35 protein-coding genes and 1 pseudogene are annotated in these 22,174 nt (G+C 37.1%); 7 read left to right on the top strand and 29 right to left on the bottom strand.

The window, feature by feature from the left end:
- Positions 1 to 109: 109 nt before the first annotated feature.
- Positions 110 to 439, bottom strand: coding sequence for an HNH endonuclease (locus N0M92_RS16260; RefSeq protein ID WP_260286741.1), 330 nt, complete (start codon positions 437 to 439; stop codon positions 110 to 112).
- A gap of 73 nt (positions 440 to 512) precedes the next feature.
- On the opposite strand from N0M92_RS16260, the gene N0M92_RS16265 reads away from it, so the two are divergent.
- Positions 513 to 689 carry a hypothetical protein gene (locus tag N0M92_RS16265; protein WP_260286744.1) on the top strand — a complete coding sequence of 59 codons (177 nt, stop codon included), beginning with the start codon at positions 513 to 515 and terminating at the stop codon, positions 687 to 689.
- Positions 690 to 755: 66 nt separating this feature from the next.
- Here the strand turns inward: N0M92_RS16265 and N0M92_RS16270 are convergent, their stop codons facing one another.
- The 6 genes from N0M92_RS16270 to N0M92_RS16295 form a co-directional block, all read right to left on the bottom strand.
- Positions 756 to 986 carry a DNA-binding protein gene (locus tag N0M92_RS16270; protein WP_260286745.1) on the bottom strand — a complete coding sequence of 77 codons (231 nt, stop codon included), beginning with the start codon at positions 984 to 986 and terminating at the stop codon, positions 756 to 758.
- A gap of 516 nt (positions 987 to 1,502) precedes the next feature.
- The gene (locus tag N0M92_RS16275) at positions 1,503 to 2,021 is read right to left on the bottom strand and encodes a hypothetical protein (protein ID WP_260286746.1); all 519 of its coding nucleotides are present in this window, start codon (positions 2,019 to 2,021) and stop codon (positions 1,503 to 1,505) included.
- A 23-nt stretch (positions 2,022 to 2,044) separates the two neighbouring features.
- Entirely contained in the window at positions 2,045 to 2,977 is a 933-nt protein-coding gene (locus tag N0M92_RS16280) for a DUF6731 family protein (protein WP_260286747.1), read from the bottom strand.
- Between the two features lie 214 nt (positions 2,978 to 3,191).
- Entirely contained in the window at positions 3,192 to 3,638 is a 447-nt protein-coding gene (locus N0M92_RS16285) for an ArpU family phage packaging/lysis transcriptional regulator (protein WP_260286749.1), read from the bottom strand.
- 56 nt (positions 3,639 to 3,694) lie between these two features.
- Positions 3,695 to 4,042 (bottom strand): organic solvent tolerance protein OstA, encoded by a 348-nt coding sequence (locus tag N0M92_RS16290; RefSeq protein WP_260286750.1) that lies wholly within the window; start codon positions 4,040 to 4,042, stop codon positions 3,695 to 3,697.
- A 95-nt stretch (positions 4,043 to 4,137) separates the two neighbouring features.
- Positions 4,138 to 4,416 (bottom strand): hypothetical protein, encoded by a 279-nt coding sequence (locus tag N0M92_RS16295; RefSeq protein ID WP_260286751.1) that lies wholly within the window; start codon positions 4,414 to 4,416, stop codon positions 4,138 to 4,140.
- Positions 4,417 to 4,537: 121 nt separating this feature from the next.
- On the opposite strand from N0M92_RS16295, the gene N0M92_RS16300 reads away from it, so the two are divergent.
- On the top strand, positions 4,538 to 4,726 hold the full coding sequence (locus tag N0M92_RS16300) for a hypothetical protein (RefSeq protein ID WP_260286752.1): 189 nt from the start codon (positions 4,538 to 4,540) through the stop codon (positions 4,724 to 4,726).
- Positions 4,727 to 4,767: 41 nt separating this feature from the next.
- Here the strand turns inward: N0M92_RS16300 and N0M92_RS16305 are convergent, their stop codons facing one another.
- From N0M92_RS16305 to N0M92_RS16360, 12 genes and pseudogenes are all read right to left on the bottom strand, one after another.
- Entirely contained in the window at positions 4,768 to 4,992 is a 225-nt protein-coding gene (locus N0M92_RS16305; RefSeq protein WP_260286753.1) for a hypothetical protein, read from the bottom strand.
- A 22-nt stretch (positions 4,993 to 5,014) separates the two neighbouring features.
- Positions 5,015 to 5,122: pseudogene (locus tag N0M92_RS16310) on the bottom strand (DUF3983 domain-containing protein); the annotation flags it as partial.
- Positions 5,112 to 5,279, bottom strand: coding sequence for a Fur-regulated basic protein FbpA (locus N0M92_RS16315; protein ID WP_260286756.1), 168 nt, complete (start codon positions 5,277 to 5,279; stop codon positions 5,112 to 5,114). The gene N0M92_RS16315 and the pseudogene N0M92_RS16310, both read right to left, overlap by 11 nt.
- Positions 5,280 to 5,437: 158 nt before the next feature.
- Entirely contained in the window at positions 5,438 to 5,977 is a 540-nt protein-coding gene (locus tag N0M92_RS16320; RefSeq protein ID WP_260286758.1) for an ERCC4 domain-containing protein, read from the bottom strand.
- Positions 5,974 to 6,420: a hypothetical protein gene (locus tag N0M92_RS16325; protein ID WP_260286759.1), complete on the bottom strand. Its 447-nt coding sequence runs from the start codon at positions 6,418 to 6,420 to the stop codon at positions 5,974 to 5,976. The genes N0M92_RS16320 and N0M92_RS16325 overlap by 4 nt, the downstream gene beginning before the upstream one ends.
- 300 nt (positions 6,421 to 6,720) lie before the next feature.
- The gene (locus tag N0M92_RS16330) at positions 6,721 to 9,060 is read right to left on the bottom strand and encodes a phage/plasmid primase, P4 family (RefSeq protein WP_260286760.1); all 2,340 of its coding nucleotides are present in this window, start codon (positions 9,058 to 9,060) and stop codon (positions 6,721 to 6,723) included.
- An 86-nt stretch (positions 9,061 to 9,146) separates the two neighbouring features.
- Complete coding sequence (locus N0M92_RS16335) at positions 9,147 to 9,626, bottom strand: DUF669 domain-containing protein (protein ID WP_260286761.1); 480 nt, start codon at positions 9,624 to 9,626, stop codon at positions 9,147 to 9,149.
- Entirely contained in the window at positions 9,626 to 10,318 is a 693-nt protein-coding gene (locus N0M92_RS16340) for an AAA family ATPase (RefSeq protein ID WP_260286763.1), read from the bottom strand. Before N0M92_RS16340 ends, N0M92_RS16335 begins: the two co-directional genes overlap by 1 nt.
- Entirely contained in the window at positions 10,319 to 10,507 is a 189-nt protein-coding gene (locus N0M92_RS16345; protein ID WP_260286764.1) for a hypothetical protein, read from the bottom strand.
- Positions 10,508 to 10,778: 271 nt separating this feature from the next.
- Positions 10,779 to 10,991, bottom strand: coding sequence for a hypothetical protein (locus N0M92_RS16350; protein WP_260286765.1), 213 nt, complete (start codon positions 10,989 to 10,991; stop codon positions 10,779 to 10,781).
- Entirely contained in the window at positions 10,991 to 11,146 is a 156-nt protein-coding gene (locus N0M92_RS16355; RefSeq protein ID WP_260286767.1) for a DUF6906 family protein, read from the bottom strand. The genes N0M92_RS16350 and N0M92_RS16355 overlap by 1 nt, the downstream gene beginning before the upstream one ends.
- Positions 11,147 to 11,158: 12 nt before the next feature.
- The gene (locus N0M92_RS16360) at positions 11,159 to 11,380 is read right to left on the bottom strand and encodes a hypothetical protein (RefSeq protein ID WP_260286768.1); all 222 of its coding nucleotides are present in this window, start codon (positions 11,378 to 11,380) and stop codon (positions 11,159 to 11,161) included.
- Between the two features lie 158 nt (positions 11,381 to 11,538).
- Here N0M92_RS16360 and N0M92_RS16365 point away from each other — a divergent pair, with 158 nt between their 5' ends.
- Positions 11,539 to 11,805: a hypothetical protein gene (locus tag N0M92_RS16365; protein WP_260286769.1), complete on the top strand. Its 267-nt coding sequence runs from the start codon at positions 11,539 to 11,541 to the stop codon at positions 11,803 to 11,805.
- 13 nt (positions 11,806 to 11,818) lie between these two features.
- Here N0M92_RS16365 and N0M92_RS16370 read toward each other — a convergent pair whose 3' ends face one another.
- From N0M92_RS16370 to N0M92_RS16385, 4 genes are read right to left on the bottom strand one after another with little or no spacing between them, the layout of a single operon-like run.
- The gene (locus N0M92_RS16370; RefSeq protein ID WP_260286770.1) at positions 11,819 to 12,052 is read right to left on the bottom strand and encodes a hypothetical protein; all 234 of its coding nucleotides are present in this window, start codon (positions 12,050 to 12,052) and stop codon (positions 11,819 to 11,821) included.
- Positions 12,036 to 12,158 carry a hypothetical protein gene (locus tag N0M92_RS16375; protein ID WP_260286771.1) on the bottom strand — a complete coding sequence of 41 codons (123 nt, stop codon included), beginning with the start codon at positions 12,156 to 12,158 and terminating at the stop codon, positions 12,036 to 12,038. The genes N0M92_RS16370 and N0M92_RS16375 overlap by 17 nt, the downstream gene beginning before the upstream one ends.
- 13 nt (positions 12,159 to 12,171) lie before the next feature.
- Complete coding sequence (locus N0M92_RS16380) at positions 12,172 to 12,414, bottom strand: hypothetical protein (RefSeq protein WP_260286772.1); 243 nt, start codon at positions 12,412 to 12,414, stop codon at positions 12,172 to 12,174.
- 19 nt (positions 12,415 to 12,433) lie between these two features.
- Positions 12,434 to 12,667: a helix-turn-helix transcriptional regulator gene (locus N0M92_RS16385; RefSeq protein WP_260286773.1), complete on the bottom strand. Its 234-nt coding sequence runs from the start codon at positions 12,665 to 12,667 to the stop codon at positions 12,434 to 12,436.
- Positions 12,668 to 12,874: 207 nt separating this feature from the next.
- Between N0M92_RS16385 and N0M92_RS16390 the strand changes: the two genes are divergently transcribed.
- Entirely contained in the window at positions 12,875 to 13,534 is a 660-nt protein-coding gene (locus N0M92_RS16390) for a LexA family protein (RefSeq protein ID WP_260286774.1), read from the top strand.
- 17 nt (positions 13,535 to 13,551) lie between these two features.
- On the top strand, positions 13,552 to 14,904 hold the full coding sequence (locus N0M92_RS16395) for a recombinase family protein (RefSeq protein ID WP_260286775.1): 1,353 nt from the start codon (positions 13,552 to 13,554) through the stop codon (positions 14,902 to 14,904).
- 34 nt (positions 14,905 to 14,938) lie between these two features.
- On the opposite strand, the gene N0M92_RS16400 is transcribed toward N0M92_RS16395, so the two are convergent.
- From N0M92_RS16400 to N0M92_RS16420, 6 genes are all read right to left on the bottom strand, one after another.
- Positions 14,939 to 15,241, bottom strand: coding sequence for a hypothetical protein (locus tag N0M92_RS16400; RefSeq protein ID WP_260286776.1), 303 nt, complete (start codon positions 15,239 to 15,241; stop codon positions 14,939 to 14,941).
- Positions 15,242 to 15,725: 484 nt separating this feature from the next.
- Positions 15,726 to 16,148, bottom strand: a complete 423-nt coding sequence (locus N0M92_RS16405; RefSeq protein WP_260286777.1) for a DUF4944 domain-containing protein — start codon at positions 16,146 to 16,148, stop codon at positions 15,726 to 15,728.
- A 16-nt stretch (positions 16,149 to 16,164) separates the two neighbouring features.
- A complete protein-coding gene (locus tag N0M92_RS29470; RefSeq protein ID WP_397443872.1) occupies positions 16,165 to 16,329 on the bottom strand; it encodes a hypothetical protein in 165 nt (54 codons plus the stop codon).
- A 324-nt stretch (positions 16,330 to 16,653) separates the two neighbouring features.
- Positions 16,654 to 17,496 carry a DegV family protein gene (locus N0M92_RS16410; RefSeq protein WP_260286778.1) on the bottom strand — a complete coding sequence of 281 codons (843 nt, stop codon included), beginning with the start codon at positions 17,494 to 17,496 and terminating at the stop codon, positions 16,654 to 16,656.
- Positions 17,497 to 17,684: 188 nt separating this feature from the next.
- The gene (locus tag N0M92_RS16415; RefSeq protein ID WP_260286779.1) at positions 17,685 to 18,368 is read right to left on the bottom strand and encodes a response regulator; all 684 of its coding nucleotides are present in this window, start codon (positions 18,366 to 18,368) and stop codon (positions 17,685 to 17,687) included.
- A 40-nt stretch (positions 18,369 to 18,408) separates the two neighbouring features.
- On the bottom strand, positions 18,409 to 19,557 hold the full coding sequence (locus N0M92_RS16420; RefSeq protein ID WP_260286781.1) for a sensor histidine kinase: 1,149 nt from the start codon (positions 19,555 to 19,557) through the stop codon (positions 18,409 to 18,411).
- Between the two features lie 616 nt (positions 19,558 to 20,173).
- Between N0M92_RS16420 and N0M92_RS16425 the strand changes: the two genes are divergently transcribed.
- Together N0M92_RS16425 and N0M92_RS16430 are read left to right on the top strand one after the other, a co-directional pair.
- The gene (locus tag N0M92_RS16425) at positions 20,174 to 20,809 is read left to right on the top strand and encodes a YigZ family protein (RefSeq protein WP_260286783.1); all 636 of its coding nucleotides are present in this window, start codon (positions 20,174 to 20,176) and stop codon (positions 20,807 to 20,809) included.
- A 177-nt stretch (positions 20,810 to 20,986) separates the two neighbouring features.
- Positions 20,987 to 22,009 (top strand): LCP family protein, encoded by a 1,023-nt coding sequence (locus N0M92_RS16430; RefSeq protein ID WP_260286784.1) that lies wholly within the window; start codon positions 20,987 to 20,989, stop codon positions 22,007 to 22,009.
- The last annotated feature ends 165 nt before the right edge of the window (positions 22,010 to 22,174 follow it).

Genomic DNA, 22,174 nt, shown 5'->3' on the forward strand with positions numbered 1-22,174 from the left:
CCAACACCCCTAATGTGAAAGCCTAATTTTTAAATATTTTCAGACAGTTGGGCCCCTCCCCCGGTCCGCGGGTTAAAAAATATATGCAAAAGTTTTTGACCCGGGGGTGTTACCACCTCTCATCATCCCATTTCTTCTGCTTTGTCCCTCCAAAAACACGGTCATGCATCTTGTTATGACAGTTCAGGCATAAGGTTTCGAGATTATCCAACACCAATGCCAGTTGCGGATAATCTTCAATCTCGTACTTGTGATGGACGTTAAGCTCTATACTCTTCCGTTCTCCGTCAACCTTCTTAGAGTCCACATGCACCTTGCCTTCACGCTTACACTGTTGGCACTCACGATTGTCTCTATCCAATGCCTGCTGCCTTAGCTTGTTCCATGCCCCTGACTTATAGAAAGTTTGCTTCTGTGCTTCTGTCTTATACTCTGTCACTCCCCCTCTACCTCCCTTAATAAATATCTGATATCATATATAAAGTTGAATCCATTATTGAAGGTGATTAGCATTGACTGAAGAAAAATACAACGGCTATGATACATCCATTGTTTACGACTATAAAGACCAACCTGATATTAACAGTGGTAAATGTGATAATTGTGATAAAGCCCAGTTTAAAAGTTCCGTTAAGGACTATGTCTATATTCGCGAGTGTCGCAATTGTGGCATGAAGAAAAGTATCTGACCCTTTATGGGTCGTTTTTTATTTCCTCCTCCCTCTTCTTTCTCCATAGAAAAAAGCACCATCTTTTTATGATGATGCTTCCCTTTTTTCATCCATATACTTTTTACGTTTTACTATATCTTCTTTAAGAAAAAGCCTATCTCTGGGCAAATCCTTAATTGGATTGATGACTTCCCTTTTGACTAAGTTATTCAGGTTTTGTCTAGAGCATTGTAAGATATCTAAGGCTTCAGTGGTGTTGATAATTTCTTTCTGAACGAATTCTGCAAGTTCTTCTCTTGAATTAAATGTATACATCACGACCTCCGTTCTCTAATCTTACGATAAATATCCAGGGATTTATCCACTATCATGAGTGACATCAAGATAATAAGTAAGATATCCAACGCGCTCTTTAATAAACCATCATGCACCTTGTATTGAAAATACAAGAGATAAGCTAAAATCAAAAGTACTACGTAATCTTTTACATTCTTCATCATATTGTTTAACAAGTGGCATCCTGTTATAATTCTTATTAAGGAAGAGAAGCCGTGAACTTCTCTCCCTCGGCTCAAATTTTGATTGCTTACTTGTCGGTAGCGTCATTTTTGAGCTTTTTTATTTTTGTAAGTATGTCTACGATTTTTTCTACTATCATCAGCGATGTTAGTATCAACCCTAGCACGATTGCCATTTTTGCCACTTGCTGTCCCCCCTTTCTATATATTAATTATATCATTTATGTTTACTCACGTCAATATAAATTGGGATATTTTATTATATTTTCCAATATAAAAAGCACCTAAAAATAAGGTGCCTTTAATTAAATATTTATTTTTTTAGACGCTCTTTCATGGACTGACGTTTATTAACTTCAATAACTTTATTGCTTTCAGGCCGCTCATTTTTGTCCTTGCTATTTGTTTTGAAAAATACAGACATTAATATGTTTACTATCCGGTGAGTAGATGGTATGAACCAACATGTAAGTCCTAACCAAATATAGAAAATCACTTTAGTTGTAATTGAAGGATATACGCGTAAAACATGCATTGCACAGGAAAGAATTACTACCAAAAAACCCATTATAAATGTTTCATTAAAATAACGTTTTAAAGTATGCTTTTCTTTCGAATCAAAAATTGATTTAACAATCGCACTGTCTTTTATACTTACCAGTATACCAAGTAACGCCCCTAAAAAACCCACCACAATCGAACTAAAAGTAATCGTACCATCTAACACTTTATCAAAGTTCTCAACAGTATATGAGAAGTCAAAACGTATGGATATTACAACCACAATTATTGAAATAAATAAAGGGTAAAACCATGATATAAATTTAATCACGACACTTAGCCCCTTCCGATAGATTACCTCAGATAATGATTTATATCGCGTTGCCTATTATTACATCCCTCAGTAGCACTATAAATATCCCACATTTCTTTGGCTATCGCGAAATGACTTAAGCTTTCTCTTCTTTCCATTCTAAAAGTTCCAAAGTCATGGGCTTTGTGTGCAAACAGATCTATTAACTCTACCTTTGAATCATCATCGTCTTTTCTTGCAATTTCTGCTTTTGTAAATAACTCTCGATTTTCTTCAATGTCAATAAGTGTATCATTAATTGTTTCCTCGTCAAGTGAAGCGTTTCTAGTGTTTCCAACAGTTATAACAACTTGAGCATTTAAGCCCTGGTATTGATCAAATGACCCTATTATTTGGCCTAATGGAGACCTAAACCTCTCTCTTAGTGTGCCAGCGTTCACTTGCCTTAAATCAGCAAATCGAATGTTGATTTTTCTGTATTCTGCTGCTCTTCTTGCTAATTCAAATGCATTAGGCGGAGCTATTGGTCTTAAATAGATAGTTTCGTTTTCATTATTCCACGCTAGGTTTAAATAATCCTCAATCCCCTCAGGCCCTAAGCTAAATTTATTTCTTTGAAGCATTAATACGTGATTATTTTCGTCATACAGTGCTGAAACTTCTTCCCCAATAAACTCGTCATCTTCTAACTCTAAAGGCTCTACTCCTGCAGACGCCCTTGCTGTTGATGGTATATTCGTATCTCTAAGACGTACAAAATGCAAAAAAGAAAAACCTAGCTCTTCATCCCAATATGCAGTTTCAAGGCGTGCTTGTTCTTGTAGGTAATCATATGTTCTTCCTTCTAAAGAACGTTTAGTAGTTTGGTCCATCCATAACAACAAATCAAATAATCTGTCTCTTTCGTGAGGCCCATCCTCACGTTTTTTATAGACAACCTGATAGTATTCGAATCTTACTTTTCTATATGACATATTATTACCCCCATTTATTAAATTACTTATAAGTAATTCAACACCAGGAGGGCATATCCTTCTTTTGTCCTAAAAATAACGACACTCATAAGTTGAGTGCCGCCCTTTCTTTATTTCCGATGATATAAATTTACCATATCTAAATCCAAACGAATGAAAGTAATATGAAAAAATCCCTAAATATTTTTGAAAGTTTTTTGAAACATTTTTGAAACTAATTACCTACCGTGACAGCAAGATTAAGCGTTAAAGCCAACCGATAGAAAGCTTTCCATCTAATCTTTCCATAAGTCACATGGCTAATTGGAGGTTGGAATTTATAACAGTACACTTGAAAATCATTTATATAATCACTATCTTGGGACATGTAACGTTCTTCAATTAAAAATCTCTCCATTTTAGGCAATCGCTTGACAGCCCATTCAGTACGTTCACAATAATCTTTTTGGTATCTTTGTTGATCGGCATTATAGATGGCAATATCTCCTGTTTGATCACTAGTCTGATTTGTTGGGCCATGATAACGTACTTCTGAGCTTGCTGTCACCGATGCTTCTCGTTCCTCAAAGATTAAGTATTTATATAGGCGATATATTTCCAAATGAGACTCCACAGCTGACTGCGTAGCATTTCGATCTAATTCAGGTAATTTAAAGCTCATTGTATCCCCCATTTCTCAAAAAACACCCCAAGCCTAAGCTCAGGGATTTTATTCAATCAATTGATTAATTCTTCAGCCGTTTTTAGTTGGTCAGGGCTAACACTTGCTGAACCATCTTTCTCAATCGTGTATTCCACACCTTCATGCGGCTCTTCTAAATCATCTGTGCTCATTTGTCCTTCTGGTGCATTATCGTTTTGTGGTTGACTCTCCATTACTTCTTTAGGAGTTTGATAAGCATACGTTAAATCAATTAAGAAATACTGACCGTACTTGTTATATTTCTCTGTGATTTTGTGCATTTGAAGGTTGTTATTTTCTTTAGCAGCTGAAACAATTTCCTCTGCTTCCTCCCGTGTATCTGCATAATGTTGTTCCTTTTGATTAAGTTGTACTTTTGACATTGATTAATCCTCCTATTTATAACCGTTATTTTTATTTGAAAGTATAAGTAGACTAATTGCTCCTATAAAGAGAGTTGATGAAAGTTTTCCTTTATTTATAAAGCGTTTCTAGCCTTAGAAAGCCTTTCAGCAGCTCGTTGTCTTTGTTCTTCAGTCATTTCGCGCTTCTTGGGTACATTTTTCATACTGACCTGTTTTTCTAATAAAGTTCCTCTAACAGCTATCGGTCTGTCATCCTCGTATTCTAGGACAAATAACTCTGTTATATTAGCAAGTTTTCGAATGTGTTTAGGAACAGTAGAGTAAACGGTCCACTTGCCTGTACTATTGTCAAAAACCAATGAAGTTTCTTGTTCTTCTCGGGAATAACCCATAGTATGAAACCTCCTTTTTATTCGAACTATGCAGTAATATTTTCAAATAATGGTATTAAAACCAACTTTATCATGTTAACCTTTATATAAATATAGTTTACATATATGAGGAGGAGATAAAATGTCTCTTAACGTACGCCTTTTTATAACCATAGTTACTGCTCTTTTATTTGTCATTCTTGTGTTCATGAATTTCTTGGGATATTGGAAAGCTAACTCAGCAATACAAATTCTTTTTTTCTTTACTATGGTAGTAGCTATTTTCAATGCGGGTACTGAAACCGGTAAAAATCTAAAAAACAGGAGCTGATTGGAAAATTCCACTTGGCTTTTTTACTACACAGTTTGTGTCTACTCAACGACTCTTCTCAACTTAGCAATCCAAGGAGAAGAAAAATCTTCAACTTGGAATCGCTTTTGCTCGAAAGAATAAATACTAAGCATTTCAGATTGAGGATTTTCCTGTTTAAGAGGGGAAACAACCTCAAACCCCCTCGCTAATAAATCCTTAATAGCTTGTTCAGCCTCATGCTTCCTTTGCCGGCGGATAATAACCGGCTGTATTTGCCTAGCCATAAATATCTTTCCTCCCCTTGTTTTCCAGATAACCAGACTTAACAAAGATGTTTCTCCAAGCACGATTTAAACGATCCTTTTTTCTCCTAGCCAAAGACTTTCGAGTACGGCGTTTTTGTTTATCCGTCATGTTTTCTCCTCGCTTTTTCAGCTTTGTAGATATCCTCCAATTCGCTCAATGTTAGTTCATATAGCTGCAGACCTTCCGGCGTCTTGAAATACCCCATATTTAGCAGTTCATTTTTATAAAAGTCTTTTTCAAGTTCAACTCTTTTACGTAAGACCATAGTTCAATCCTTTCTAGCAAAGTTAATATCTAAGACAAAATGACAGCCACACGTACAAGAAAATTTATAATTATTTAGTCGTTGGCGCTTCCCTGAATACACTGTAAATTTACAAGCTGGACAGAAAGCTTTGTATCTTTGTCCATTCATAGCCTTCATTAAAAAACACCGGTCCTAAGATAGTGCTTTGCTTGATAGTAAAAATGGTGATATATCCAATTCCCACTGAATTTCTGATCTAAATAAACGATTTCAAAATTGTATTTTGCTTTAAATGTATTAAGTCTTCCGAGCAACGCTAATGGATTGTACTTGGAACGGTATTTTCCTTTAAGCATTTTTTCGTAACCGTGCAAATCCTCCACAATTAAAGTGAAAGGAATGTCTTTAGAGCGAATTAATTCGTTTTCAAATGTTGTTTGTGTATCCTTTTGAAGATTTCCTGTAATTTCATCCATATGAGCTTTACGTTCCACTCTGCTGCTTAAATAAATATCGCGACCTATTCCCAATTCATTATTTTTAGGTATCATGCAGCCATAATCGCCAGTGTCCAGTTTTTGAATTTTCACTGGAATATCTTTTTGCCGTAAATAATCAAGTATATGGCCGTTTACATTTTCACGAGTATCAACAACGATCGTTAATGTTTTTAGTATTTTATTTAATTCCGTATCTGAGTAATGGTAGGAAATCAATTTCTTTCACCTGCTTTATTTTGCTTTTTGGCATAGTTGACAGCGCGCATGTATAATTCTCTAGCCATTTTGTTTGATTCATCATTTTCAAATTGCCGAAAATCTTCATAAATGTCGTTCCATCCATTCCTAGCAAGTGAACACATCCATTCATCAAACAACGCAAATGTACCATCCTCATTACATAACCAATCATTTAATTTTTCGTTATGCTGCCATCCACAGATTTGATGAACCATTTTCATAAGAGTGATTTTCTCAGCACTAGCGTTTTTCCATGATTTAAACCATTCATCGATTTTTTCAGAATTTTGTTCTGCAGCATCCATAACTTCTTTTGGAATTAATTTTGGTCTTTCTATTGCAATTCGATCATCACTTTTATCAAGAGAAATATTTGCTCCAGATTTCCATATGAAGCTTAAAATTCTTAAAACCTGCAAATCTATCACCTCGTTATCAACCAGTTACTTAAAATCACGAAAAACAGCCTTCATTAACTAAAAGTTATTAAAGAATAACTGTCTAAACCTTAGAGCCACAAGGGATTGAGACGAAAAGTTATTAAAGTTATCGGTGTTTGGGTATTACTGCTCCTAATAGTACTTATATATTTTTTTATTTTTTTAATTAATAGAAAAACAAATAACTAAAATAACTAAATAACAATATAAGTTAACTCAAACCCTTGGTACGACTGTATTTTTGAAAAGTTATTAAAAGTTACTGAAACACCCAAACAGTTATTTAATGACCTTAAAAAAGCTGTTTTGTTCGTTCTCGATAACCCCTTTAGTAACTGGCATCCTCTCTTTTAAGGTAATTCCTGTTAAATATGTTTTATTTCCAGCGCCCTTCAATTTTCCGAAGCCTTTTGTTTCTAACATTCGATAGAATGATCTGTTCCCTAATGTGCGTTCACCAGATTTAAAACACCAATTGTCATAAACGTTGTATAATTCTTTCGCTTCGATTTTGACTGCTTCATTTTTCGGTTCATCAATGTAACAAATTTCACCCAAGAACGGTGCTAAAATATCCATTTCTTCTTTGTAGTTACCGGTTGCATCTGTTACAACTTTCGGGTCTTGCAACCCTAACCGCTGCCACTTCAAGCAACCCTCAATTGCCCAATTTAGAATCCCTGGCATTTCAAATGACAATTTTTCTTCCAGTTTCTTATCACGTTCATGCGGCTTTAGATTTAAAGTAAATGGGATAATTTTTACACGTCTCCAAATACCATCGTCTACACCACCAATAATCGGCTTATGATTTGTTGTAAAGAAAACCTTAAATTCTGGAATAAATTCGAAATACTCTTGTCGTAAAAACCGAGCTAAAATTGGCTCTCCACCTGTAATAGTCTTTACAAGAGATTCTTGCAATTTTTCGCCTTCCTCTGACTCTACGGCCGAAACAAACCTCGAATTTACTAACCTGGCAATATCATTATTTGCACCAGTATCTTTTTTCTTAATGAACGTATCTGATTTTGTTTGGGATCCGTAATCTCCCATTAATTTTTTGATTGTATTTACAAATGTCGATTTACCATTTGAACCACCACCGACTAAGAAATACATGGATTGCTCTGAGATGTCTCCAGTTAGGGAGTAACCGACAAGCCGTTGCATATAATCAATTAAGTCTTTATCACCTTTAAATATTTGGTCCAAGAAATTTGACCAAGTTGGATGTTTGGCATTTTCATCAAATTCAACATTTGAAATTTTTGATATTCCGAGCTCACGATCATGCGGCTGGAGATTTCCAGTTTTTAAATCAATAACTCCATTTTCAACATTTAATAAAAATTTATGTTGGTCGAAATCTTCACGTTCAGCCGGGACAAGTGGCATTAAATCTTTAATACTATTCATTCGGATATTTCTTCTTTCACACATTCGCGCCCACTTTGTTTCTGATTCATCCTCAGATTTATAAAGCCCGCGCAATACTTTGGCTGTGATGCGCTCAATTTCTTTTTTATTGTCTACCTTCCACCGTTTTCCATCCCATATGAACCAACCTATATCACTAACGTATTTAATGACATGACCATATTCATATGCAATCCGTTCTGCATTTCCAAGTTCAGTTAAACGGAATTTCTTTTTAGGCTTTTCCTCCACAACTTCTTCCTCAATATTGTGGAAGTCAAAGGAGAATTCTTCGAATTGTTCCTTGTTATCTAATATTGTTGTAGAGGTGGAAGAAATGGCTGTTGCTATCGTTCGTTCTCCATATGTTTCATTTGTATCTCTAAAATGGATGACATCCCATTTATCACGCATAAGGGCTGATTCACGAAACATAGTATCCATTCGTGTTGCAGATTTGCCTGTCCAAAATGCAAGGTGATTGCATAGGGCCAAATCACTAGCTGAATGATCATCATTTATCAGATTCCCATTGAATAACGAACGTATTTCATCGCCATTTTTGCTTCTGAAAATTCGGCCCCATAAAGCATCGTTCGTAATATTGATTTCGTCTTTTTCAAATTCAGCTAAGTTGACGCGGCCTTGTATATCACTGTCATCGAAATATTGCTCAAATACTTCAGCAATTTCATCTGTACGATCATATACGTCATTAGAATTTTCACGATTACCAGTGAAACTGAAATAACGTCCATATGAATAAATTTCTAAGCCATGCTTAGTGTTCTTTCGGCCAGTCCCTAGAACAGTTTGTGGAAGGTTCCCCTTAATGATGATGTGGACTCCGGTCCCAGAAGGAGAGAACTCCGTATAGCTGTCTAATGTGTCAATAATTTCTGTTGAAAGAGCATTCGTCTTTCCATCTACAACACATTTATCAATATCGATGCCGATGTAATTGTCCTGCCGGCTAAATACAAACCCTATGCCGTCATAGTCGCCTTCTAAGTAGAATTTGACTGCTGTTGCAAATGTCGACCAGGTACGTCTATTGTTCGCCTGCGCCATTTCTCCATTTACTTGATATGGCACCTTTGTTGGTTTGTTATTTCGCTTTTCCGATCTCCACAAAATCCATTGAGGAAGGGCTTTTAATTCGGCAGGGATTTCGTTGAAATTGTATGGATTTTCTTTCATTTTGCCCTCCAATTAGTGCTAAACATCGTTTTTTGGGTATAAAAAAGAGAAGCTAGTAAAATACCAACTTCTCTATTTAATTTTATTTAGAACGGGATATCATCATCACCGATGGTAATTGACGGTCCTGTTTGTTCTGGAGGACTCACCTTAGATGCTTCGAAGAATCTAGCTTTAGCATATTTTTTTGATTTATCTTTTTTATCTTCTTGATGCTTAACGGTAATAATCAAATTTTTGTTAAAAAGCTGTTTTGCCATGTCGTCAGGATCTTTAAATTCAACTCCATTAGGGAAGCCGCATGCTTTGATAAGACTGTTGATACGTTTAATATTGTTTTCTTTATACTCAGGATCATCATTATGGAAATATAGTGTGTTGTACAAAACTTTTGCACCCTGATGAGCTTGTGGAACATCTGAACGAATTTCAAAGTCTAGATTTAACGTTGGGTGACCCTGAAAATCTTGTGCATTTGCATTAATAATGATTGCCTCGTATTTCCCTTCTGCTACTAACTCAAATCCTGTGCTTACGTTTTCCTCATCAAATTTAAAGAATGACATTATTTATTTCCCCCTGTATTTTCATTTGTGGTTGATACTAATATTTCTTCTTGAACGCAGCCTTTACGATTATCAAGATGATTCTTGGCAAAAATGCTCTGGTTACCCTCCAAAATAAATCCGCGGGTCCCGTCTGCTTTTCTAATTAATCGAGCGACAACATGTACGATTCCCATTACATGATTTACGATTTTGTCACGAATATCCGGAATGAATTGGTTATATTGCTGACCGTCATCATGGATAATGCTGCGTGTAGTTTCCCAGGCAGTGTAGATGACATTGGCATCTAAACCATTGAATGTTTCAATAACCTTCAGTAAGTGGTTATCGAATAAAGCGTAATCCTTTAATTCCGGCATTCCACTTTTCGTTTTTTCGCCCTTACTCATCAACCAAAGCTTTTGATAATGGGTAAGGTTATCCACAAAAACGTTATCGTAATTAGCGATATTCGCTTTTGCATGCGCATAAAAATCTAAAATACTTTGGTGGGGATCACTCGAGTCAACCTTGGCAACATCGACATTTGAGTAACCTTGTAATACCTGACATGTCCCATCAATATCGAGCACCAATGTTTTGCCTGGTAGCAATCCAGCAACTGTCGTTTTACCGTCCCCAGGCTTTGAGTAGATAATGACTTTCGCCTTTTTGCTTTTCTTAATTTCAGAACCGTTTGTAGTTTCCAATTATTTCACTTCCTTTTCTTCTACATGCTCAATAATTTCGTTATATTGCTTAACTAAACGTTCCTTTCGAGCAATCGAATTTGAAATGGATTCATTGGCCTGTATATTAAGTTCAATTTTTGTTTTTGCTTCTGATATTTCCCTTAAAACATGATCTCGATCTTTCTTGATGTTCTTTAATGCATCCATTTGGTTTTTCACCTTCCTTTAACATCGAATCAAGGTATTCATAGTTTTCTATTAAATCTTCATATAGATGACTACCACCTATAGAAGGTTCATATTGTTCTAGTAATTTATAAAAAGGTTCTAATAAATTATTATTTGGGCTGAACACTGTACGCCCTTTTGAATCGAAATACATTATTTTTTCCTCCTATTGCATATTTGGATAAAAAATGTATAAAATGTATGTGAGATAAGTATTTTTTTAAACGGCACTGTTGGCGCAGTGCTTTTTTTATTCTTTGCCGTTTCTACAAAGTGATCTATCAGCAACATATTGGAAACAGCATTCAGAACTTTCATGGATGAGAACCGTTTCTTCTTGATCCTGCATATCGTAAAAGTCTTCAAAGGAATAAATACTTTGACCACATCCTTCACAAACTCCAATTACTTTTGGCTCTTTCCTCCACAATGAATCAATTACCATTGGGTTCTCTACACTCACTAGATTGGAACCTCCTTTATCCGGCCTGTTATTCTGTGGACGATATGCAATTCATAAGGGAAGCTTTTTATGACTAACCATTCCTTTGAATCTCGTATGCCTGCCCATTCCATGGCTTTACGTTGTCGATTAGTAGGCCTTCTACCACTTTTCAAGAAATCACCTCCTTAATTGACTGCTGCTAATGGATATTCGTAATTCACACTAACTACAGGTAAATTAATTTCAGTAATAAGTTCATCACGGCGATTAAACAATTTGAACACTCCATCATGTTCGATAATGTCATCCACAGCTTGGCCACCGAATTCCTTACCAACCTCAAAGGTATAAATAAAAGGTGTAGTTGCTTCAGCGATTACATCAATAGACTTGATCGTTCTTCCCATTTGCTTCACCTCCCTTATTATTTTTGGCTTCTTACATAAGCACGATAAACTTCCATGTAACGGTCTACCTCAGTCATTGCTAACCATTCCTTAGTTTTGATTTTCAACTTTACTACCTCCTAATCTGGTATAATTCTCCTATGAAAGGAGGTGTAATTATGGATAAAGCTATAATTACTTTCAGTAATAATGAAACTTTAGTTGTTAAGGAAGGTGATTTCTTCTGCCCAATTGTGGCAACTGAATCTCCAGAAGAAGGTATTGCTTCTGCTCAAGGTAAACCTTACGAACTTTGGGGTCATAACCATGATGGGTTGATTCCTTCCTTGACTGAATTGTTTTTTAAGGGTAACTACTTCTTTAAAATGGATGAACAAAAAACTGTTTATAACACTGCATCGATTGTGAAAATTGAATCATTATAATTCTTCTGGCGGCTTATTTGACGGATAAGCCGTTTTTTTCTTTCTCGAAAGAATTAGTGACGTTATCGATAATTGAAATTAAAACTGCATTTCCATCCCATCTAACCTGTTTTTTTAAAGCATTTAAACTTTTTTCAACATCACGATATTGCTTGGATTCTTCTCTTACTAATTGAATAAGCTGTTCTTCAATGTTCCTTATTTCTTTATTGGAACTATTTATGAATTGTTCAATTTTGCTTTTCACTAGTCTCACCTCCCTTCAATCGCCCTGAAGTCAATGAACTTCCACACATACAGCCGCCTAAAAACAAGAGTAAAGCTATCAAACCGTAAACCATGAATTCGCCCAATGAGATACCCCCCTTAAGAAACCTTCTTATTTTCTAATGGCTTTTTATAGGTCAAATACGTTCTAAAATTCCCATTTTCCTTAACAACTTCTCTTTCATAATTCTCTAGGGGATCCATTTGATTATCCAAGGAACCGGGTGCTATATACTTCCAAGCACCGGCTCTATTAAGGAGTTCAGACAGCCCTATAGGAACAGGAACTTCATATCCCCCTAGAGATATACTAGTCACAATTAAATCCTCCTTAATCCTCATCTGATCACCTCCCTCTACTTTAATAGGTAGAACCTACCTCGAATTCTCTACTTAAAGTAGAATCTACATTAAAAAAAATAAAATCATAACTTAAATCTAAAATGTCACAAATCTTCTTTGCTTCCTTGATTGTAACATCACCAGGATTTTTTTCCATTTTACTGTAAGTTTGAACATGAACACCAAGCTTTTTAGCTATTTCGCGTTGTGTAAAACCTTTTATTAATCTGGCTTGTTTCAGTGTGAGAATCATGGTTATCACCTCGCTTTTTAACCTTCACAATCACATGTTATTCTACTTTTAGTAGATTGTCAACGCTATTCTAGTAATTTTTATCTACATAATCTACTTATTTTTCATTAACTATACTAAAAGTAGATTTTTTTCGTTATTATATTGAATTAATTCTACTTTTGGGGTAATATTAATTTTATAAAGAGACAGACCGGAGGGAAATAAATGAGTATTGGTAAAAACATAAAAAAGCTGAGAGAAATACATAATCTTTCCCAAAAAGATCTAGCTGAAATTGCTGGAGTATCGGATAAAGCTGTATCTACTTGGGAGAATGGAATAAAAGACCCCCGAATGGGTGCTATTCAAAAAATAGCTGATCACTTTGGTATTTTGAAAAGCGATATTATTGAAGATAAGGAAACGAAAGTTAATCCCATTAATCCTTTAAAACAACCTAAAGTCGAAGGCTTTTCAAAACCAATGCCATTATTAGGTTCCATTGCAGCTGGTCTTCCACTTGAAATGATTCAAGTTCAAGAATGGGTGAATGTTCCTTCAGAAGTTGCTGATAAATATCCTCATGCTTTCTTAGTAAAGGTAAATGGAGATAGCATGAATAAAATTGTACCTCCTGATGCTTTAGTTTTGATTGATCCTACCTTAGAAGTAAATAACGGGGATATTGCTGCAGTTGCTATTAATGGTTATGATGCAACGTTAAAAAGGTTCTTTAAGTTTAAAAATGGAGTTACTTTGGAACCAGAAAGCTTTAATGAAAAACACATAACGCAATATTACGATCATAAGGAACAAGAATTTAATCCTATTCACATCAAAGGAAAGTTAGTTTGGTACATGGCTCCATTAGATATTAAATTCTAATTTGAAAGGTGATTATTATGACTAAGGCGGCCCTATATATTCGCGTTAGTACACGGGAGCAAGTCGAAAATTACAGCATTGAAGTACAAAAGGAACGTTTAGAAGCATTTTGTAAAGCTAAAGGCTGGGATATTTACAATATCTATATTGATGGTGGATATTCAGGTTCAACGTTAGATCGTCCCGACCTACAGAGAATGATTAAGGATTTAAAAAACATAGATGTAGTACTTGTTTATAAATTAGACCGATTGTCTAGATCACAAAAGAACACACTAGAATTGATTGAAGAACATTTTCTAAAAAACAAAGTTGATTTTGTATCCATAACAGAAACTTTAGATACTTCTACTCCTTTCGGAAAAGCCATGATTGGAATACTATCTGTATTTGCACAATTAGAACGTGAAACGATTGCTGAAAGAATGAGAATGGGACACATAAAGCGTGCTGAAAATGGATTGGGTTCAATGGGTGGGGATTATGACCCAGCAGGATACTCAAGGGAAAATGGGTTATTGATAATTAAGGATGAAGAGGCCAAGCATATCCAAAGAGCCTTTGATTTATATGAGCAGTATCGTTCAATCACAAAGATGCAACAAAGTTTGAAAGAGGAAGGTCATGCGGTATGGAGATTCAGAAGATATAGAGACATCTTAGCTAATACTTTATACATAGGCATGGTTAGCTTCGCTGGTAAGCTTTATAAAGGTCAACACCAACCTATTATTAACCCTGAACAATTTGAACGCGTACAGGCACTATTACAACGCCATAAAGGTCACAACGCTCATAAGGCTAAAATGAGCCTTTTATCCGGGCTATTACGTTGTCAATGTTGTAATGAACTTTTTGTATCGTATTCAACGAGCATTTCGAAGAAAAATCCCCAGAAGTATTATTACTACATTTGCAAAGCAAGAAGATTTCCTTCCGAGTACGACGAGAAGTGTAAAAATAAGATTTGGAATAGATCTAAATTAGAATCAATAGTGATTAGTGAATTAAAAAATATTTCAATTAAAAAGTCGAAGGCTCAAAAGAAAGAGCAAACGATTAACTACGAAAAACTAATAAAAGATACAGATAAAAAAATGGAAAGAGTAATCGAATTATACACAAATGAATTAATCAATAATGACTTACTGGAAAAACAAATGAGCAAGTTGAATACTGAAAAAGAAAAACTAATTCAGAATCAAAGGTCCACTTTCGAGGATACACATATAATCACTGATGAAATTTTAGAGAATATCCAAAGTGATTTTGAGGATTTAGAATTTAAGGATAAACAAGCAATTGTACAAACATATATAAAAGAAATTCATTTAGATGGTGACAACGTCATAATTGATTGGCGTATTTAATTAGTCATTTTTTTATGTATTCATTCCCGGCTATTCATACGGCCCATACCAGGAATTCATCTTTTCCGTTCACGGCTTCAACGACACAGTCGGAGGCATTCTGTTGACCTGCCGATAAAGTGCCTGCCCACCTCATCACATTGTCAGGAATCGTAAACTGAACGCAGGGTCCGGTCCACCTATAAAGCTTTGCACATTCACTGACCCGTCCCATCATGACGCATGAGCGGCAATAGGTGCAATCTTGCTTGCAAATCTTGCAAGGGAATGTATAAAACAACGTTTGATCTTTGTTACCGCAGCGTACACAGTTATAACTGCCGTTCCCCGATTGCACGCCGCAAGTTTCCGAGACATACCCATTCTTGAGGTGATCTGCGAGGAGTTCTTGGGAGAAGGGGATTTCGAAGGCCAAAAGGTGTTTTCCTGTGAGATGGTTCTGGAGTTCCGGGGAATAAGGGGGGGAAATGCTCATGTTTTCCAAATTGCAACCTCCTTTTCTTAATAAATTACACTCCCCCTTATCATTCGCTTTTCACTCCCGGATTCCTTTTTCCTCCATGAAAAAACGCCTTTCACTTAGTAAAGGCGTCACAGCTTGAATTTTATACCAGCCCATCCCCATTGAACCTTCTCCCAGATGCGTTACGATTACTGGACCGAAGTACTGATGCCGAACTCGACATTGGGAACCAACCCTTAAAGCCAATACTTTTCCTTTCCGATCAGGGTGCTGTGAGTGGACAGTCAATTATTTAGGCAACAGCCTTGAAAATAAAAATATAAAAAGAGCAGGAATTAGCCTGCACTTTCTTTTTAAATTAATCGAGAGTAAATGTATCCGTGTGTTGTTTGTTATTTTTTTCCCACGTTACGGAAATTTTATAGGTTAATCCCTTTTTAGGAGCATCTGCTTGGTAAAAGTCAGGGTAGTCTAAAGGATTAATCTTGTGGGCTATACCATCCTCGCTTTTACCAGGAGTAAAGTCGGTTACCTCAACTAAGACTTTATCATCTTCCTGAAAAATGATTTTTTTTACTACTGCATCTTTATTCTTGTTACTCTGCTTAATAGAAGCTTCCCATCCATAAACTTCACTAGGATCTCTATTTTTTTTGTATGTTGCTTTCCACATATTATTTTCAGACTTTCCCGATATTTTTCCTGAAGAACTATACCAATAAAGCCCTACCAATATCACAAAAAATAATGATACGACAATCAAGATATTTTTTTTCTTCAAACATTTCACCTCCTATTTATAATTTTAAAATGCGATACTTAATCCAATCAGGACTCATGTATTTGAAGTTCCTTTTAAGATAATTATCTGTGTGGACTGGTAAATATAGGGTGCCATTGGATTTTTCATAAACAAACATAGAATGAGAGTATCTTGTTTTAGGCTTTTTCTTAAACTGAATTACATCCCCTTCATCTGCAAACTAATTAGTGTAGATTTACTAGCACTACTTTTTGTAGACTGAGTTTTACTCCGGAAGGCATAAAAATCACTTACGTTAACCCATGAAGAAGACCTTTTAAAATATAGAACTTTAGCATCATAGCACTTAAATACTATACCAATAATTAGTAGTTCTGTATACTTTCGGGATATGCTTGTACACAATCCAAATTGCAACCTCCATATCCGGATAAATTACAATCCTCCTTATCAGTCGCTTTTTACTCCCGGATTCCTTTTTACTCCATGAAAAAACGCCTTCACTTAGTAAAGGCGTCACAGCTTAAATTTTATACCAGCCCATCCCCATTGAACCTTCTCCCAGATGCGTTCCGATTACTGGACCGAAGTAGCTGATGTCGAACTCGACATTTGGGAACCGTGCTTCAAGTTCGGCTTTCCAGTCCTTAGCTTCACTTTCCCTTTTTGCATGAATGATGACGGCTTTATACTTCTCGCCGATTGCCGCGTCTTCCCCAAGTAAATCGGCAATCCGTTTCATCGCTTTTTTTCTTGTACGGATTTTTTCAAACGGGACGATGACTTTATCAACAAAATGGAGGACAGGCTTCACTTGAAGCAGGCTGCCAATCAATGCTTGGGCACTGCTTAAGCGGCCGCCGCGCTGCAGATGGGATAGGTCATCTGCCATGAAGTAGGCCCTTACCGATGGTTTCATTTCTTCGAGTCTTGCCATGATTTCTTCTGCACTTTTACCATCAAGTGCCATCTTTGCCGCCTCGATCACGTAAAACCCCTGTACCATGCAGCTGATTTCCGAATCAAAGGCATGAACCCTAATCCCTTCGACCATTTCACCTGCAGATACCGCTCCTTGATACGTTCCGCTGATGCCGCTCGATAAATGAATGGAAATAACATCATCATATTCTTTTTGCAGTTCCTCGAACTTCTCGACAAACTTCCCGATTGGCGGCTGTGAAGTGGTCGGCAATTTCTCCTGCATCTTTACTTCCTGATAAAATTCATCCGCAGTTATATCAACTTCCTCCCGGTAAGCTTCATTGGAAAAAATGACATTAAGCGGCATCATATGTATATGTAAACGATCACGTATTTCCTTAGGTATATATGCAGTGCTATCTGTTACGACTGCGGTTTTCATAATAGTACCATCCTTATAAAAATTTACTCTGTATCCTATTCACCATTCTATCTGAAAATACCTTTATTTGCATTAATAGCTTTCTGCATTATGAAACCAAGAATATGAATCAGTTATCCACCAAAAAAAATCCGGCCCTTCAGCACGCATTGCGGTATCTGAAGAGCCGGACATATCGAACGCTTTAATTACTTCACTTCCACCCAGCCATTTTTAATAGCTAGGACAACCGCTTGTGTACGGTCATTCACATTCATCTTCTGTAGAATGTTACTCACATGGTTCTTGACTGTCTTTTCACTGATATATAGAGTTTCTCCGATGGCCCGGTTGCTTTTCCCGTCCGCTAAAAGTTGAAGCACTTCACATTCGCGTCGAGTCAATAGGTGAAGCGGCCTCCTGATTTCTATCGTATGTACGGAATCACGGTCAGCACCCTCTTCAGCTGCTAAGCGGCGATATTCTTTAACTAAATTATGGGTCACCTTTGGATGAAGATATGAGCCGCCTTCAGCGACTACACGCACAGCATCAATCAACGCATCTGCGTCCATTTCTTTCAAAAGATAACCTTGTGCTCCTGTTTTCAATGCATGCTGCACGTAGTTTTCATCATCATGAATGGAAAGGATGATGACTTTTGTTTCAGGGTAACGGTTCACGAGCATTTTTGTTGCTTCGACCCCATTCATGGTCGGCATGTTGATATCCATGATAACAACATCAGGTTTATGTGTTTCAACGAGGTCCATCGCTTCGCTTCCGTCATCACCCTCGGCAACAACATCAAAGGATGATTCAAAATCTAATATGCGCTTTACGCCTTCACGGAAAAGCTGATGGTCATCGATAATGACGATACTAGTCTTCAACGGCTTCTTCCTCCTAGTTTCTATTTAATATGTCTATTCTCTATAATTTATCATGGTAGGGAACTTGTATAAATACCAAAGTGCCTGCCCCCGGTTGTGAATCGATCGTCATTTCACCCTCCAGCAGCTCGACCCTTTCCCTCATTCCTACCAAGCCAAATGAACCTTCTTTTTGAATCGAAGAGTCAAACCCCTTTCCATCATCTTTGACGACGACGGTTACCATCTCCTTGGAAATGGACAGTTTAACTTGAATCTGTTTGGGGTCCGCATGCTTCAATGAATTTTGTACAGCCTCTTGGACCAGCCTGAATAATGCGACCTCCATATCGGAAGGAAGCCTTTTGACCTGTCCAAGGTTGACGAAATTCAGGTTCACGCCATTATTATAGTCTTCGGTCGTTTGCAGGTACTTTCTGAGGGTAGGTACAAGGCCTAAATCATCAAGCGCCATAGGGCGAAGGTCATAGATGATCCTGCGCACTTCATATAAAGCATTCCTTACCATGACCTTTAAACTGCGGATTTCCACTAACGCTTCATCAGGGCCTCTCTCCCGCTGCACTCGTTCTATCAAGTCTGAGCGCATCATGACGTTTGCCAGCATTTGAGCAGGACCATCATGAATTTCTCGTGAGAGCTTTTTACGTTCCTGCTCCTGGGCTTCGATTATTTTCAGGCCGAAGTCCTGTTTGCGTTTCGCTTCTTGAAGGGCTTCTCCCACAAATTTAAGATCCTGTGTCAAATAATTCTGCACTACCGATATTTGCGAAACGAGATGCACCGCTTTATCGATCGTCTGCTGAAGACCCCTTAACCTTAACTCAAGCTCATCCCGGCGATTACGGAGCTCTTTCTCCAATTGCCGGTTAATTTGTAAATCGACTTGCAGCTTATGTGCCCTTTCATAAGCATCGCGCACCTGTTCTTCAGAAAAATGGTTGAAGTGCATACTGACTTCTGAAAGCCTTTTTCGAGCAAACCTGGCCTTCGAATCCAATGCATCGCTGTCGGTTATCACAATGGCAACCCTGATTTTCACATCATCAAGCTCTTTTGATAATGTCTCGAAATCCTTTCGGCATTGTTCGCCGATATCAAAGACCTCATCCTTACTCTCACTAACAGTGCTCACCATTGTTTCTAAGATCTTGTCCAATGCTTTAGCATCAACCTTTTTTATGGACATTAAGATCCCTCCACTTAAATCAAAAGACTTAAACAATTTATTGTCTTAAAGACTATGTATACGGAAAAAAGTTCTTTCCCTTTTTCATGAATGGCTAAATTTCAGGAAACTTTTGTATGAAGTAACCTTCATGAACATATTGTACCAAAAAAAGATTAAAAATACGTTAATTCCCTTTTATGATTTCCTAAAATGTACCTTTTTACTATACATCCCATATTCCCGGCCATTAAGTCTGCCTATTAAAGGCAGAAAACCGTTTCTATTATCCTAATACAAAATATCCTTTTCAATCAAATGGGATATTCTGCTCCATTGATTATCTTATGAAATAGATGCATTTATTAAATGGCAAAATCCCTGAAATGTGAGGACGCGTTAAAGCAAAGCCAGGATAATGGCACAGAACTCATGTTTTTCCTAAAATGTTATTCTTTTAAGAATATTTGACCAGCTAATAACAATAACAGGCAATGAAATTAATTATAACACGTACAGCTTTTTCTTATATTAAAGTTTCTTTACACATGCGGTATGTAAATGAATCGTCATTGCCACTTTTTCCGCAAAGCCTTATAATAAATCAACTAATAGGAAGTACGAAGGTGGAATAGTAATGCTCACTCAATATTTAACGGTGGCAGGTCGCGGCGAACATGAAATCATCATTGAAAAATCCCGTTTTATTTCCCACATCGCCCGAGTTGAAACCGAAGATGCCGCACAGGACTTTATCCAGGAAATCAAGAAAAAGCACAAAGATGCTACACATAATTGTTCCGCTTATATGATCGGGGAACAAAATCAAATCCAAAAAGCCCTCGACGATGGGGAACCGAGCGGAACGGCAGGCGTCCCTATCCTGGAAGTACTAAAGAAAAAAGAACTGAAAGACACCGCTGTTGTTGTCACACGATATTTTGGCGGCATCAAACTTGGTGCTGGCGGTCTCATTCGCGCTTACAGCAAAGCGACTTCAGAAGGAATAAATACCACTGGTGTGGTCGTAAGAAAACTAATGCGGGTCATTTCGACAACCGTCGAATATACCTGGCTTGGGAAATTGGAAAACGAATTGCGATCTTCCATTTATCAAATAAAGGAAATTCAGTACCTTGATCAAGTCAATATCCTTGTATATGTCGAGGAAACACAAAAAGAGACATTTACCGCATGGATTACAGAGCTGACAAATGGTCAAGGCCATATCACTGAGGAAGAAATGATTTATCTGGAAGAGGAATTCACCTGATAAACTACTGCATATTTCTCCTTTTTTATGCTGTAATATAATTGAAAAGAATATTTATTTTACGAAATTATTAAATCATTGTAAAATTAGGTGTGATATATGACGAAATATAAACTGTAGGATTCGAAAAATAGCGATATATGTCTGATATTCGTTATTTAAAAGGAGAAGAAAAAGATGTCTACTACTAGGCGTGTTTATAAAGTTAAAAAAACTAAGAAAAAAAGGCGAAAGAGGCTTTGGTTGTTGCTTGTCCCCCTGCTGGTACTCGGTCTGGGAGCTTCTACGTATGCTGCGACCCTGTATATGAAAGCCCAGAACGTATTCAGTGATTCTTATGACCCTGTGGAGGCGTCAGCAAAGCGAAATGCAGCGATCGACCCGCTCGAAGATAATTTCTCGATCCTTTTCATAGGGATCGATGATAGTAAGGACCGTGACTTAAAAGGAAATTCCCGCTCGGATGCTTTAATTCTGGCCACATTCAATAAAGATCAAAAATCTATAAAACTTTTAAGCATTCCACGTGATTCCTATGTGTACGTGCCAGCCAAAGGCGTAACCACGAAAATCAACGCGGCCCACGCAGCCGGCGGACCAAAGGCGACGATGGACACCGTAGAGGAGTTATTGGATATCCCTGTCGATTATTATGTTCGCATGAACTTTAATGCTTTCATCGATGTCGTAGATTCATTGGATGGTATCGAAGTAGATGTCCCTTATGAAATAAATGAAATCGATTCACATGACAAAAAGAATGCCATCCATCTTGAAGAAGGATTACAGACCGTTGATGGTGAGGAAGCATTAGCGTTTGCACGGACACGTAAAAAGGATAGTGATATCCAACGCGGTGAACGTCAGCAGGAAGTCCTAAGGGCCATCATTGCCAAAGCAACCTCTGCCGGATCACTGACGAAATATACAGATGTAATGGAAGCTGTCGGTGACAATATGACAACGAACCTTCAATTCTCACAAATGAGAGGTTTCATAAAATATGTAACTACCGATAAAGGACTCAATCTTGAAACCATCAAACTCGAAGGTCAGGATTCTACCATTAACGGAACCTATTATTATCAGCTGAACGATACATCAGTAGCGAACACTAAGCTGTTGCTTCAATCCCACTTGAACCTGGGACCGAATGAAGGCAATCAAACTGAAGCAGTTCAATCACAAATACAAGAATAACGTGAAACCCCCACTCGTCATGAGTGGGGGTTTCCTTTTCAACTTGAAATGACATGCTTAGCAGACAGCCTTAAATGTTCCACTCTCAATACAGCAAAAAAGCCACCAACCGTCTTTAAACGATTGGTGGCTTTTATTTATATTAGCTAATCTAGTAATCTATTT

It is taken from the genome of Peribacillus aracenensis (assembly GCF_025175645.1).
In the GTDB taxonomy this organism is placed as follows: Bacteria; Bacillota; Bacilli; order Bacillales; family DSM-1321; genus Peribacillus; species Peribacillus aracenensis.